The organism is Shewanella sp. cp20, assembly GCF_000832025.1.
In the GTDB taxonomy this organism is placed as follows: domain Bacteria; phylum Pseudomonadota; class Gammaproteobacteria; order Enterobacterales; family Shewanellaceae; genus Shewanella.
This window is the reverse complement of the sequence record NZ_JPII01000028.1, coordinates 168894-182048: the sequence shown is the minus strand read 5'-3', so window position 1 is coordinate 182048 and position 13155 is coordinate 168894. Positions and strand designations below refer to the sequence as shown.

The following is a 13155-nucleotide window of genomic DNA, read 5'->3' as shown; positions in this document are numbered from 1 at the left end:
TTAGCTTTGAGTGAGAGTTAAAGCGCTTTTTTTTGCCTGGGGAAAACCAGGCGGTTTTTTGTTTTTGTTGCTTCTGGCAGTTTTGGTATTTGGTGGGGTGTTGAAGGTCACACCTTCATTGATACTTATAGCCTGCGGCTCGCTTTTGTGCAGATACACCTGATATCTAACGTCTCTTCGATTTAACGACATTTTTAATACTCTAAAAACCAGCATTTTCCGTTTTGGATAACGCGGAAGGTTTCACCCTTTCTTAAAACAAATTGAAGTCTGGTTTCGTTTTAGGGCTGCTCACTTTCTACTTGTTATGCAATGCCATTATTGATATAAATTTCAAATGGTTAAAAAAATGGTCGCGATGTACATTAAATAATGGTGATTTACATAGGCGACATTCTCGCTAATAAGCGTTAGGAAAATAATCACTGATGAGCACAGAAAACTCAATTACATGGCAAAAATTAGCAATTATTATTGCGGTGTTAACGATTGCTCTTCCTGCACTAGCAAAATTTTTTTTAAATATTGTTTTTCCAGAAAATTACCTCTTATATGAGGCATCGCACACTACAAAAACAGACAAAATACAGACGGCATCTATCATAGTTTCTAATGCCGGTCGAAGTACTCAAAAAGAGGTGTTCCTATACCTTCCATCGGATGCTACCGAATATAAAAATACAAGTGTTGAAGTGTCTACGCCAAGACGATCTGGATTGCGTAATATTTTTGAAGCTGAACCTTCCATTCCATTAGAAAAATTTTCAAAGGAAACAGGTGCAAAAATTCCTTTAGGCAATATAGAGCCTGAGGAAGAGGTACGTATAACTCTAACCGCGATTTCAAATTCAGAAGATCTATATTTAAAGAGATTGACTTTATCTGATGCGAGAGTCGAGTCAGCTTCAATGCTAGCCATTGAAGCTGATGGAATTAGATACCCAAGATTTAATGATGACTTGCATAGTACATACATATCAATGGCGCCTTTTATGCTTGCTATGTTGCTAGCTATACTCGGGATCGCAATGCTGGTAGGCATGATATTTGATTTATTTTTTGATAGCCCTCAGAAAAAAATGACTCGGCTTTGGCGTCAGATGGATCAGTTGCAAGAAAAAATTGATAAAGAGCGCAGATATCAATAACGTTCCCAACAAAGCGGTCAAACCTCGTTCCGCTTCGCTCCACTAGACAGAATTTAAGTCGCGGCGTTATAAGCTCAAGGAAGCATTGTGAGTAAGTCAAAGAAGATCATTGACAATCCAACAAGTGCAGAACTGTTAAAGCAGTTTGCGGCTTTTGAGAGCTTGGAAGCCCTTTACAAGGCTTTTCCATTTGCTTGTAGAATCTTCCCTAGAATGGAAGATGCCTTCAATGAATTCAATAAGATTAAAAAACAAGCGGAAATATTGGAGGCCCCAGATCAGTTCAATGAACGTTTTGCGAATCTAGGCTGGATCGCATATGAGTCCATGAACATGGAGGTAATACGGAAAGCAATAAATATTTATGATGCAGAGGGGAAGGGGCCAGCGGAACAATTCCTAGCCGACTCGTATGGCGAAGAAACATTAAAGTGGGGAATATTAAGGTTTAATGGAAATCGTGATTTTAGAAAAAGAGTAAGGCTCGCGGAGTTGGCTAGAGAGGATTACTTAGCTGGTAGGTATCATGCGTGTGTACCGCTGTTGCTGAGCTTGCTGGATGGTCTCGTAAACGATGTGTCGAAGCATGTAGGTTTTTTTGCTGAGAACGTCGATTTAACAGCTTGGGATTGCATAGCAGCTCATGAGTCAGGCCTTCAAACACTAGCTTCAATTCTCACCAAAGGGAGAAATAAAACGAATGAAGACGCTATATCAATTCCATACAGAAACGGGATTCTTCATGGTCGCGAGTTAGCCTTTGATAACAAAGTAGTGGCAGCAAAGTGCTGGGCTGCTCTCTTTGCGGCGAGAGACTGGGCTGGAGCGCTTGATGATGGGAAAAAGGAGCCAAAACCAAAAGAAGAGGTGAGCTGGAAACAGCTACTTAAGCAAATCTCTGAAACAAACCTTTTGAAGAAGTCCATTGAAGAATGGAAACCGAGAGTATCTGAGGATATTCCATACCTGCCATTTGAAGGGAATATTTCCCATCTGCCTGATAATACACCTGAACATGCGGTGGCTGCCTTTTTAGATCATTGGTGCAATAAGCGGTTTGGTCTTATCGCTGATGCCCTTTTAGATTTTACCGCCCCCCCTAAGGGGAAAAAGGCTGGTATGGCACGGCAAGATTTTGGTAATCATATACCGGTTTCATTTAAACTATTGGGTATAGATGACCAAGCTGCTGCCGTTACTCACGTAATAGCGGAGCTGTGTTTTGAAGTTGAAGGTCAACAAAAATTTAAAGAAGTTTCAGTGCGCGCGATATACCAAGATTTAGAAAATAATCCATCTGTTCGATCTATGCCCAATGGGCACTGGAGGATAGTTCAAAATTCTTTCTCTGACATCATATATGCGCTCAGCTTATAACAAGTTGCTGCACTCGGAAAAATCACTCGCTGCGCTCGCAATTTTCCGGTGAGCAAAGCGTTAGCACATAGAAAAATTAATCTGAAACTCATCAATATGGAACTAAAGTTCTAACACGAAAATGTCCAAAAAATTGGTGCATCCATACACTGCACCTGCTGCCAAGCAATTCAAGACTATGTAGTATTGGTTTTCAGCAGGCAAAATTCATTTCCACAAAACCTTGGCTATTCACGCCCTACTCAAATACCTATGCTTATCAAATACGGCTTAATCGAAGAGATGGATAACCGGGTGTAGATACGCCGGTGAGCTTCCGAAACAGGGATGTTTCGGTAGAGCCTACAGGGAATGTATTCACGGCGTCTCACAGGCGTGTCTGCACGTGAGCCTGCCGCAGGCAATAGATAAACCATAACCTCATGATTATAAAACCCACCTTCAAACACCAAAGTAAGTTTAACGCTCAATTAGCGAAACCGAATGGCCGCAGGCAATTCAAATACAGTGAGGGTCAATGCCAGGGATTGTCCATTTATGGCTATGACCACCAACAAAGAAACTTCCTAACTTGTTTTCCAACAAGCCTGCGAGCTTGCGATCCGCAACCTCGCCACCGAACCACTTTATTGCTATATTAGCGCCCATTATCTAAGACAGGCTGCGCCTTCGCGCGGCCAGATCCACCTAGACCATAAAGGGCATTCAATGAAAATTGGTATTATCGGCGCCATGGAGCCAGAAGTCGCTCACCTTACTTCGGCCATGACAGACACCCAGAGCCAGACCATCGCGGGCATAGAGTTTGTCGCCGGACAGCTTGAGGGCAAAGAGGTGATCGTCACCCGCTCAGGCATCGGCAAGGTCACCGCCAGTGTCGCCACCACACTGCTGATTGAGAAATATGCCCCAGATTATGTGATCAACACGGGCTCGGCAGGCGGTTTCGTCGACAGCCTGGCCATCGGCGATATCGTCATCTCCTCTGAGGTGCGTCATCACGACGTGGATGTGACCGCCTTCGGCTACGAGATAGGCCAGATGGCGCAGCAACCGGCGGCCTTCATGCCAGACAGAACTCTGGTCGAGGCGGCCAAGAAGGCGGTAGCGGATCTGGGCGAGGTGAAGGCTATCGAGGGGCTTATCTGCACCGGCGACAGCTTTATCTGCGACCCTGAGCGCACTAAGGTGATGCTGAATAACTTCCCGACCATGGCGGCCTGTGAGATGGAGGGCGCGGCGATCGCGCAGGTGTGTCACCAGTTCAAGGTGCCTTTCGTGGTGATCCGCTCGCTGTCTGACAACGCCAACAACGATTCACCGGTAGACTTCGACAGCTACCTGGTGAAGGCGGGCCATCATTCGGCGCTGATGGTGATCTCGCTGCTGAAGCACCTGTAAGACGCAGGCGCTCACCCAGTAGCCATTTAGCGAAGAGCTAAGCGACCCGATGCACGATATCATCCAGCAACTACTGCTCGACAGCCCCTTCTACCAGGGGGCTGCCATCTTGTTGGTGGCGATCTTCATGGCCCTGCTGGCGCCGCTGCCACGGGAATATCAGGCCTTCTACTGGTTTTCCCTGCTGGCACGCAGCCTGTCGGCCAAGGTGGCGCGTAGCGATCGCTCCCCTGGTCAGCAGCGCCTGGCCGGTAGCCTGTCTGTGCTGCTGCTCGTGCTGCCCTTCTGGCTGATCTTAAGCTTCCTGCTGGAACTGGCGGCCTTTCCCTGGTTCTTCGAGTGTCTGTTTCTCTATCTCTGCTTGTGCGACGAGCAGTTTCACAAGGTGGCAGAGGAGACAGGCCAGGCACTGGAGCGCCAAGACAAGCAGCGCGCCCGTCGCCTGCTGAGCCAATGGGTCTATCGCGACACCCGAGAACTCTCGGAGGTCGGCATGAGTAAGACGACCATAGAGAAGCTGATGACCACCTCCATTTATGGCACGGTCGCCACCATCCTATTCTACGCCGTCGGCGGCGCCCCCCTAGTGCTGGGCGCGCGGATGATCAAGCAGCTGGAATACACCTGGCCGGCCCTCAACCCACAATATCGTGAGTTCGGCCGCCCCGCCTATCTGCTGAGCTATCTCATCTACTGGTTGCCCACCCAGGCCTGGAACTTCACCCTGGCGATCCAGGGTGGCCCAGGCGCCTTGGTGCAGATGTTGAGACCCGTCAAGAGCCCGCTGCCGATAAACAACCATCTGACCACCTGCGCCCTCGCAGCAAAAGTGCTCGACACCGAGCTGGGCGGCCCGCAAAAATTTGCCGGTCAGAGAGTCGATATTGCCCGTATCGGCACAGGCCCCAAGCCCACACCTCACACCATCTCGGCGGCGCTGAAACTGCTGCGCCTGAGCAAGGGTATATGGGTGCTCTCGGTGCTGCTCATCCCCTGCCTCTGGGCCATGCTGCGCCTCCTGGCGCGCGCTTAATCGCCACATCGACACCCTAGGTCTCGAGCCCGGCGCCTTTTAACTAGACAAGCCAAAACCGCTTGGTATTATTCCCCCTCTGGCGGCAACATATCGACATAATAGGCATAACACTTTGTTTGAGAATCTTCACATTTCCCTGACCACACCGGCGCTGCTGTTTCCGGCTATCTCTCTGTTACTCCTGGCCTATACCAACCGATTCTTCTCGCTGGCGGCGCTGATCCGCAGCCTGAGCGCCGACGGTGCGCCGGTCCACTCGGGCCAGCTGCAAAACCTGCGTCGCCGCATCGTCATCATCCGCCGCATGCAGGAGGCCGGCGTCTCCAGCTTCGCCCTGTGCGTCCTGTGTATGATCTTCATCTATGTCGGCTTCAACAAGACGGGCTCCATCATCTTCGGCTCCAGCCTGCTGCTTCTACTCTACTCCCTGGTGCTGTCTGTACTTGAGATCCGCATCTCGGTCGATGCCCTCAACTACCACCTGCAAGAGCTAGATCAATGAAGGAGTGGATCTATTTCTTCGACCTCTGCGGCACGGCAGTTTTCGCCCTCTCCGGTGCCCTAGCCGCCGGGCGTCACCGCATGGACCCGTTCGGAGTGATAGTGCTGGCCTCGGTCACCGCCATCGGCGGCGGCAGCATACGCGACGCCCTGCTCGGCACCACACCGGTATTTTGGATCCGCGACCCCAACTACATCATAGTGATATTGGCTACCGTGCTGCTCGCGCTTATCTTTATTCGCAAGCCCAAGAAGGTACCCCAGTACACGCTACCTGTGGCCGATGCCTTCGGATTGGCGCTGTTTACCGTGATCGGGGCCGAAAAGGCACTCAATCTTGGCCTCAGTGGCATGATTGCCGTGGTGATGGGCTTGATAACTGGCGTCGGAGGCGGCATTATTCGAGACGTACTCTGTCGCCAGATCCCCATGATATTGCGCACCGAAATCTATGCGACCGCCTCGATATTTGGCGGGATAAGCTATACCTGTGCCATCACCTGGGGCTTGGCCGATAAGGTGGCCCTGGCCATCGCCATGATAAGCGCGCTGGTCATACGGCTGGCGGCCATCAAGTGGCACCTAAGACTTCCGGCGTTTGAATTAAAGAAAACATAAGATGATCAAGCAGTTCCTAATTAGCATTCTGATGATGTTGCCGCTCGCCGCCCAGGCTGGGCCCGGTGACATGCCTGCCGAGCAGCAGATGGCCATCAAGTATATTCAAGCGCTGACGGATCATGACTATCGCACCCTGGCCTCCTTCTACAACCGCGACAGCGTGTTTAAGGATCGCACCGCCAGCAAGACCTACACAGGCAGGCGCAACATCATAGAATTTTTCGAGCGTGCCCATAGGGGCGTGCTGGAGTATGACTTCAACATAGAGCACATGTACAACTCTGGCTCTCTGGTGGTGATGATAGGCAACTATCACTATCGCGGCCCCGGCAGCCTGTTTGGCAAGCCAGGTAAGGTGATCGAACTGGCCATCCCTGGGGTCACCACGGTCAAGCTGGATCTGGCCAATCACAGGGTCAAGGAACATGAAGATCTGATGGACTATCAGACCATGCAAGACCAGCTCGCCACCCAGTAATACACTACCACCAGCCTTCTGCCCGCTATACTGAACGCTAAGTTGCTCGCGCCAAGCGAACATAAAAAAGGCCTGCATCTGCAGGCCTTTTTATCGATTTCATCTAAGCACTAACCCCCAGGGGTTAGCCAGGTCGTTACACCAGGGTGATCTTGGCGAACTTGCGCTTACCCACCTGGAACACGCCTGTCAGGCCGGCACTCAGTTGCTGACGGCTGTCTTCAATCTTCTCGCCGTCAAGCTTAGCGGCGCCTTGCTTAATCATACGCATCGCCTCAGAGGTCGAGCTGACCAGGCCTGCGTCTTTGAGCACGTTGGCGATGCCGATACCGTCGCCGGCAGCAATCTCAATCTCCTGGATATCGTCCGGGATGGCACCCTTCTGGAAGCGATTGATAAACTCCTGATGCGCCGCCTCGGCAGCCGCCTCGTCGTGGAAACGGGCGATGATCTCTTTCGCCAGGGCGATCTTCACATCTCTCGGGTTAGTGCCGCTCTCGACGTCGCTCTTGAGCTGAGCTATCTCTTCCAGTGGACGGAAAGAGAGCAGCTCGAAGTAGCGCCACATCAGGTCGTCTGAGATAGACATGATCTTGCCGAACATCTCGCCGGCTGGCTCGCTGACACCTATGTAGTTGTGGGCAGACTTGGACATCTTCTTCACGCCGTCCAAACCTTCCAGCAGCGGCATCATGATCACCGCCTGTGGCTTCTGACCCGCCGCTTTTTGCAGCTCGCGGCCCATCAGCAGGTTGAACTTCTGGTCGGTACCGCCAAGCTCAACGTCGGCTTCCAGCGCTACCGAGTCATAGCCCTGCAGCAGCGGGTACATGAATTCATGGATGGCAATCGACTGACCCGAGGCGTAGCGCTTCTTAAAGTCGTCACGTTCCATCATGCGCGCAACCGTCTGCTGTGAAGCCAGACGTATCATGCCTGCCGCGCCCAGCTCTTCCAGCCAGCTCGAGTTGAACTCGATGCGGGTCTTGGCCGGATCCAAAATCTTGTAGACCTGCTCCTTGTAGGTCTCGGCATTCGCCATGACCTGCTCGCGGGTCAGCGGCGGACGCGTGCTGTTTTTACCGCTCGGGTCACCCACCATGCCGGTGAAGTCACCGATCAGGAAGATCACCTCATGCCCCAATTCCTGGAAGGCACGCAGCTTGTTGAGGATCACAGTATGGCCAAGATGAATATCCGGCGCGGTTGGGTCGGCCCCCAACTTGATGCGCAGAGGACGTCCCTCTTTTAATTTTTCCAGCAGATCCGATTCGAGCAAGATCTCGTCGGTACCACGTTTAATTTCTGCTAATGCTTGGTCTAAATTAGCCATCTTGGCAGCTACTCCTAAGAGCCGATAGGTAAATAATGGGGACTAATGTTACTTGTTAGCCAGCACAAATGAAAGAGTGTACACTAACAGGATCGGCTTAAGTGTTAGAAATTGGTATCGGAGTCAATGGGAAAGATCATCACACTCTTAAAACTGTTACCCAGATTGCATCAAATCGTATTGAGTGTCTTAGTGATGATCACCATAGGCGTGATATTTCTCCCCTCCGAAGATGCCGAGGCATCGCGCAACACCAAGACGGCACTGTCGGGCAAGATCCGCCTGGGCGAGCAGGCCGGTAACGGCCCGTCCATCGAAAACTCAGACGACATCAAGACCAAGGGCTACGCCTATCCCGTACCGCTGGCCTTTCGTACGCCCGAGCCGCCCAGCGCCGATGAGATTGCCCGCAATACCCAAGAGAGCGGCAACCTCGACCTTAACGCTAGCCTCGACCTAAATGAGAGCGCCCTGACCCAGGTAGCTGCGCCCCCAATGACCGCCGAGCCAGACGAGGAAAACGAGACCAGCGAAGACTTTACCGTGCGCAGCGGCGACACCCTGGCGGCCCTGTTTAAGCGCGCCGGCCTGAGCGCCCGCGACGTGTATGAGATCACCCAGCTGCCCAAGGCCAAGAAGAACCTGTTAAAGATCCTGCCCGGCGAAGAGATCAGTATCGTCAAAGACGATGCCGGCCAGCTCAAGCGGGTGGTCTACCACTTAGACCCCATCTCGACCCTGAAGATCTGCAAGGATGACAAGGGCTACAGCGAAGAGATCATCAAGAAGACGGTGGAAAGCCGCACCAAGTTTGCCAGCGCCACCATCAGCAGCAACTTCTGGAACGCCGGCGTCGGCGCGGGTTTAACCCCCAACCAGATCATGCAGCTGGCCACCATCTTCGGCTGGGATATCGACTTTGCCCTGGATCTGCGCCAGGGCGACAACTTCGCCATTTTGTTTGAAGAGGAATACGCCGACGGCGAGTTCCTGCGTAACGGCAATATCCTGGCCGCCGAGTTCTACAACCAGGGCGATCGCTACACGGCGGTGCGCTATAAGGACGGCAACTACTATTCCGACGAGGGGCGCAGCATGCGTAAGGCCTTCCTGCGCTCACCGGTGGACTTTAAATATGTCAGCTCAAGCTTCAATCCGCGTCGCCTCCACCCAGTCACAGGACAGGTCAAGGCCCACAGAGGCGTGGACTATGTGGCGGCGGTCGGCACCCCCATCAAGGCTGCGGGTAAGGGCCGGGTGATCAAGTCCGGCTACAACCAATACAATGGTAACTATGTCTTCATTAAGCATAATGAGACCTATACCACCAAGTATCTTCATCTCAAGAAGCGCAAGGTCAAGCAGGGACAGACGGTAAAACAGGGACAGATCATCGGCACCCTGGGCTCTACCGGTCGCGTCACCGGCGCCCACCTGCATTACGAGTTTATCGTTAACGGCGTGCACCGTAATCCGCGCACGGTCAAGCTGCCCCAGTCTCTGCCCATAGATCGCAAGGAAAAATCCAGCTTCCTCGCCTTGAGTAAGCAATTGATGGCTAAACTTGAACAAAACAAGCAAGTGCAATTGGCCTCCCAGTGAGTCTCTCTTTTTGGGTCAACAGACCCCAGGACACCTAGATGAGCAAACATTACTATATCGGCCTGATGTCGGGCACTAGCATGGATGGCGTCGACGCCGTACTGGTCGACTTCACCGACGATAAGATCACCTTGGTTGACACCCATACCGAGCCCCTGCCGAGCCATCTGCTGAGCGGACTGCAGCGTCTGTGCCAATCGGGCTCAGATGAGATCAACCGTATGGGCATACTGGATCGCAGCGTCGGTAAGCTGTTTGCCCAGGCCGTCGAAGGCCTACTGGCCAAGAGTGGCGTAGACAGACACCAGATCATGGCCATCGGCAGCCACGGCCAGACGGTACGTCACATGCCTAACCTGGAGCTGGGCTTTACCCTGCAGATTGGCGACCCCAACACCATCGCCGCCCTCACCGGCATAGACGTCATCGCAGACTTTCGCCGCAAAGATATCGCCCTGGGCGGTCAGGGCGCGCCTTTGGTGCCTGCCTTCCATCAGGAGCTGTTTGCCCGAACAGGCCATCAGCGGATGATCCTCAACATAGGAGGCATCTCTAACATCACCTATCTGCCAGGCGATGCCAGCGCGGTCATCGGTTTCGATAACGGCCCGGGCAACACGCTTATCGACACCTGGATAAAGCAGGTGCAGGGCGAGGCATACGACAAGGACGGCGCCTGGGCGGCCAGCGGCAAGACAGACCAGCAACTGCTCAAGCAGATGCTGTCGCACTCCTATTTCTCATTAAGCGCGCCTAAGAGTACCGGACGGGAGTTGTTTAACCAGGCCTGGCTCGAGCAGCAGACCGCCGATTTTGGCTATCTGCATGAGGCGGATATTCAATCTACCCTGCTGGATCTCACCTGCCACAGCATCGCTAACGACTGCCTCAAGCTCACCGATAAGGCCGAGCTATATGTCTGCGGTGGCGGCGCCTTTAACACCGAGCTACTCAGCCGCCTGGCCAAGCTACTGCCCGGCTATCAGGTACATACCACCGCCAGCCTAGGGATAGATCCTCAATGGGTAGAGGGCATCGCCTTCGCCTGGCTCGCCATGCGCCACAAGCTCGGCCTGCCCGGTAACCTGCCTGCGGTCACGGGCGCCAGCCGTGAGACTGTACTCGGCGGCCTGTTCCCCGGCAACTGAGCAAGAGCGCCCTAGCCCGCGTAAAAAACGGTTAGCGAGGGGCGCAAGCGATGTTATCATGAGCGCCAATCGGCCCTGCCGCAAATTAATGAAGAGACTGCAATGACCAAGAGTGCAAAAGATGCTAGCCAGATGACCCCTGAGGCCCGTTACGACTACCTCGTCGAACAAGCCAAGGCCAACAAGACCCTGTGGACACTGCAGGATGTCGACGGCTGCGTCATGCTGACCACCGAAGATGAAGACTGCATCCCAATGTGGCCCTGTGAAGAATCCGCCAAGATGTGGGCGATTGATGACTGGGCAGATTGCATCCCACTGGCCATCTCCCTGGATGAGTGGCTGGAACGCTGGGTGCCCGGCATGCAGGACGACGACCTGTTTGTCGCCGTCTTCCCGGTACAGGAAGATCTCGGCGTGGTGATCCCGCCCTATGAGCTGGAACAGCGCCTGACGCCTAAGCAGCGTCACTAATCGGCCCTGTAAGATCATGGGAGAGAACAAGGTGTCACCGTCTGAGATGACAGAGACGACAGCGCAGGCAGAAGCTCAAGTAGAGGCGGCTCAAACGGCTAACGCACAAGCAGAGAGTGCCCTAGCAGAAAGCGCCCTAACTGAAAGTGCCCTAGCAGAAAGTGCCCAGGCCGCCAACCAGCAGCCGATAAAGGCCAGGCTGCCTAAGCGCCTGCTCGCGATGTTGCTGCTCCTGACGCTGGCCTCTGTCAGCGGCTTGATGGCTAAGCAAGGGGTACTGTTTTGCATGCTGACCCTGCTGATGGTGATTGCCGTGCTGGGCCGGCAAAAAGCCGGGCTCTATATGTTAAGGGGCTACACCATTATCCAGCTCGCGCTGGTGAGCCTGCTGCCGGTGATCTTATACGACCCCGACAACCTGGTGGCCGGTCCGTCGACCTTTCACCTGGGCGATTGGCAGGGCAAGCTGCCCGATTGGTTAGTGTTCACTGTACTGATACTGCTCGCGTTGGTGCAGGTGTGGATAGCCTTTACCCCTAAGGTGAAGGCCTACTGCCATATTAAGAACAGCATGAATATCATGAAATAGGCCAGCCAGTATGGGGCTAATACCAATCACAGTATTTACAGTGATCAATCCTTTGTTACGCTTGGTATAAAAATGACACAAAAAAGCCAGCTATGCTGGCTTTTTGTTTATGCGCTCATCGGCGGCATTCGGTTCTCGCTACGGGAGGCTTAAACCGAGAAGCTGGCACCACAGCCACAGGTGGTGGTGGCGTTGGGGTTCTTCACGAAGAAACGTGAACCTTCAAGTCCAGAGGTGTAATCCACTTCACCGCCTACCAGGTATTGCAGGCTCATAGGATCAACAACCAGTTGAACCCCTTGTTTCTCAACGGTAAAGTCACCTTCGTTGACCTTCTCATCGAATGTAAAGCCATACTGAAAACCTGAGCACCCGCCACCGGTCACGTATACACGTAACTTAAGCGCATCGTTTTGCTCTTCCTCCAATAAGGTTTTTACCTTGGCTGCTGCCGCGTCGGTAAAACGAATTGGCATTGTATCTTCAGCTTGTTCAGTCATTACTACCTCTTACATCGGTTTGCTGAGCGGAATTATCCGATACCTGACTATTTTGTTCAAGTAATAGTCGTGGCTCTGTTGAAATCTGTGACCCTTCGCCCTCCTCGGCGGGGGCGTAAGCCTCGTCCGCATGGGGCTCCTCTATCGCATTGGGCTCGCCGCCGGAGCGTGCGCCCACCTCATTTTCTGGCTCTGGTGTGGCAAGGAGTTCCTGGGCGGTAAAGCTCTGCTGCGCCTTGGCGCCCTTGCTCCAACGGCTGGCGGGCACTATCACCTCTGTCTCAACCCGGGACAGCTCGAAGCCGGTCGGCAGGGTGATCTGCGCCTCCAGGGTCTGGAAATAGCGGAAGCTAAAGGCAAACTTGGCATCGGTTAACGACGACAGTGGCAGATTCACCATCTTACCCTGCTGCACGCCGACAAAGACGAGCTTGGCTTGACCCTTCAATGCCTGCTTACGTTTCTGCAGCTGAGTGAGCACTAACTTGACCTGAAATTGATTGGCCAGCGGACCCGGGGTCATCTCCAGGCCGTGGATGGCGACGCCATCGGCCTGATGCTCGGGCGCCATGATGCTGCGGTAGAAGGCGAGTTCTCTGTCCAGCGACTTCTGTTTCTGGTGCTGCTCGAGAAACATCTTCTGCATGTTGCTGTTGGCTTCACGCTCAAGGGACAGCTCGAGGTTGCGCGAGGCCAATACCTCGGCCTGCTCCTTGAGCGCCTGGCGTAGCTCGGCTTCTTTTGCGGTGGAATGCGTCTGTGTCACAGAATGATTGGCGGACCAGAGGTCCCAGGTTAACACGCCGAGTAAGAAGGCGACGATCACTAAACAAAACAGATAAACGCTCGAAGGTCTAATTTTTCGTTCGAGCACTTGCATGCGATCGACCCAGCGATGATAATTTGGCATTAAGTACTAGCCCCTTATGATAATTTTTTCATTCGCC

General features: G+C 53.1%; 14 protein-coding genes. 11 read left to right on the top strand and 3 right to left on the bottom strand.

Features of this window, described 5'->3' with window-relative positions:
- Positions 1-428: 428 nt before the first annotated feature.
- The 7 genes from DB48_RS11005 (at position 429) to DB48_RS10975 (ending at position 6562) form a co-directional block, all read left to right on the top strand.
- On the top strand, positions 429-1148 hold the full coding sequence (locus tag DB48_RS11005) for a hypothetical protein (protein ID WP_041510321.1): 720 nt from the start codon (positions 429-431) through the stop codon (positions 1146-1148).
- 87 nt (positions 1149-1235) lie between these two features.
- The gene (locus DB48_RS11000; protein WP_041510320.1) at positions 1236-2525 is read left to right on the top strand and encodes a hypothetical protein; all 1290 of its coding nucleotides are present in this window, start codon (positions 1236-1238) and stop codon (positions 2523-2525) included.
- Between the two features lie 708 nt (positions 2526-3233).
- Complete coding sequence (gene mtnN, locus DB48_RS10995; RefSeq protein ID WP_041510319.1) at positions 3234-3926, top strand: 5'-methylthioadenosine/S-adenosylhomocysteine nucleosidase; 693 nt, start codon at positions 3234-3236, stop codon at positions 3924-3926.
- Between the two features lie 49 nt (positions 3927-3975).
- Positions 3976-4959, top strand: a complete 984-nt coding sequence (locus DB48_RS10990) for a cobalamin biosynthesis protein CobD/CbiB (RefSeq protein WP_041510318.1) — start codon at positions 3976-3978, stop codon at positions 4957-4959.
- Positions 4960-5074: 115 nt separating this feature from the next.
- Positions 5075-5464: a DUF2721 domain-containing protein gene (locus DB48_RS10985; RefSeq protein ID WP_041510317.1), complete on the top strand. Its 390-nt coding sequence runs from the start codon at positions 5075-5077 to the stop codon at positions 5462-5464.
- Positions 5461-6081, top strand: coding sequence for a trimeric intracellular cation channel family protein (locus tag DB48_RS10980; protein WP_041510316.1), 621 nt, complete (start codon positions 5461-5463; stop codon positions 6079-6081). Before DB48_RS10985 ends, DB48_RS10980 begins: the two co-directional genes overlap by 4 nt.
- A 1-nt stretch (position 6082) precedes the next feature.
- Positions 6083-6562 (top strand): nuclear transport factor 2 family protein, encoded by a 480-nt coding sequence (locus tag DB48_RS10975; protein WP_041510315.1) that lies wholly within the window; start codon positions 6083-6085, stop codon positions 6560-6562.
- A 136-nt stretch (positions 6563-6698) separates the two neighbouring features.
- On the opposite strand, the gene tyrS is transcribed toward DB48_RS10975, so the two are convergent.
- The gene (gene tyrS, locus DB48_RS10970) at positions 6699-7895 is read right to left on the bottom strand and encodes a tyrosine--tRNA ligase (protein WP_041510314.1); all 1197 of its coding nucleotides are present in this window, start codon (positions 7893-7895) and stop codon (positions 6699-6701) included.
- 126 nt (positions 7896-8021) lie between these two features.
- Here tyrS and DB48_RS10965 point away from each other — a divergent pair, with 126 nt between their 5' ends.
- From DB48_RS10965 to DB48_RS10950, 4 genes are all read left to right on the top strand, one after another.
- Positions 8022-9497 (top strand): peptidoglycan DD-metalloendopeptidase family protein, encoded by a 1476-nt coding sequence (locus DB48_RS10965; protein WP_041510313.1) that lies wholly within the window; start codon positions 8022-8024, stop codon positions 9495-9497.
- A gap of 38 nt (positions 9498-9535) precedes the next feature.
- Positions 9536-10645, top strand: coding sequence for an anhydro-N-acetylmuramic acid kinase (locus DB48_RS10960; RefSeq protein WP_041510312.1), 1110 nt, complete (start codon positions 9536-9538; stop codon positions 10643-10645).
- 102 nt (positions 10646-10747) lie between these two features.
- Positions 10748-11119: a DUF2750 domain-containing protein gene (locus DB48_RS10955; protein WP_041510311.1), complete on the top strand. Its 372-nt coding sequence runs from the start codon at positions 10748-10750 to the stop codon at positions 11117-11119.
- Between the two features lie 46 nt (positions 11120-11165).
- Entirely contained in the window at positions 11166-11708 is a 543-nt protein-coding gene (locus DB48_RS10950; RefSeq protein ID WP_041510364.1) for a hypothetical protein, read from the top strand.
- A gap of 149 nt (positions 11709-11857) precedes the next feature.
- Here DB48_RS10950 and erpA read toward each other — a convergent pair whose 3' ends face one another.
- Complete coding sequence (gene erpA / locus DB48_RS10945) at positions 11858-12208, bottom strand: iron-sulfur cluster insertion protein ErpA (RefSeq protein ID WP_011864821.1); 351 nt, start codon at positions 12206-12208, stop codon at positions 11858-11860.
- Positions 12201-13118, bottom strand: coding sequence for a DUF6776 family protein (locus tag DB48_RS10940; protein WP_041510310.1), 918 nt, complete (start codon positions 13116-13118; stop codon positions 12201-12203). Before DB48_RS10940 ends, erpA begins: the two co-directional genes overlap by 8 nt.
- Positions 13119-13155 lie beyond the last annotated feature (37 nt).

Bases quoted from the DNA above. Each gene is read 5' to 3' on its own strand.
- DB48_RS11005 (WP_041510321.1), top strand. From the start codon at position 429: ATGAGCACAGAAAACTCAATTACATGGCAAAAATTAGCAATTATTATT.
- mtnN (WP_041510319.1), top strand. From the start codon at position 3,234: ATGAAAATTGGTATTATCGGCGCCATGGAGCCAGAAGTCGCTCACCTT.
- DB48_RS10990 (WP_041510318.1), top strand. From the start codon at position 3,976: ATGCACGATATCATCCAGCAACTACTGCTCGACAGCCCCTTCTACCAG.
- DB48_RS10980 (WP_041510316.1), top strand. From the start codon at position 5,461: ATGAAGGAGTGGATCTATTTCTTCGACCTCTGCGGCACGGCAGTTTTC.
- DB48_RS10975 (WP_041510315.1), top strand. From the start codon at position 6,083: ATGATCAAGCAGTTCCTAATTAGCATTCTGATGATGTTGCCGCTCGCC.
- tyrS (WP_041510314.1), bottom strand. From the start codon at position 7,895: ATGGCTAATTTAGACCAAGCATTAGCAGAAATTAAACGTGGTACCGAC.
- DB48_RS10965 (WP_041510313.1), top strand. From the start codon at position 8,022: ATGGGAAAGATCATCACACTCTTAAAACTGTTACCCAGATTGCATCAA.
- DB48_RS10960 (WP_041510312.1), top strand. From the start codon at position 9,536: ATGAGCAAACATTACTATATCGGCCTGATGTCGGGCACTAGCATGGAT.
- DB48_RS10955 (WP_041510311.1), top strand. From the start codon at position 10,748: ATGACCAAGAGTGCAAAAGATGCTAGCCAGATGACCCCTGAGGCCCGT.
- DB48_RS10950 (WP_041510364.1), top strand. From the start codon at position 11,166: ATGACAGAGACGACAGCGCAGGCAGAAGCTCAAGTAGAGGCGGCTCAA.
- erpA (WP_011864821.1), bottom strand. From the start codon at position 12,208: ATGACTGAACAAGCTGAAGATACAATGCCAATTCGTTTTACCGACGCG.
- DB48_RS10940 (WP_041510310.1), bottom strand. From the start codon at position 13,118: ATGCCAAATTATCATCGCTGGGTCGATCGCATGCAAGTGCTCGAACGA.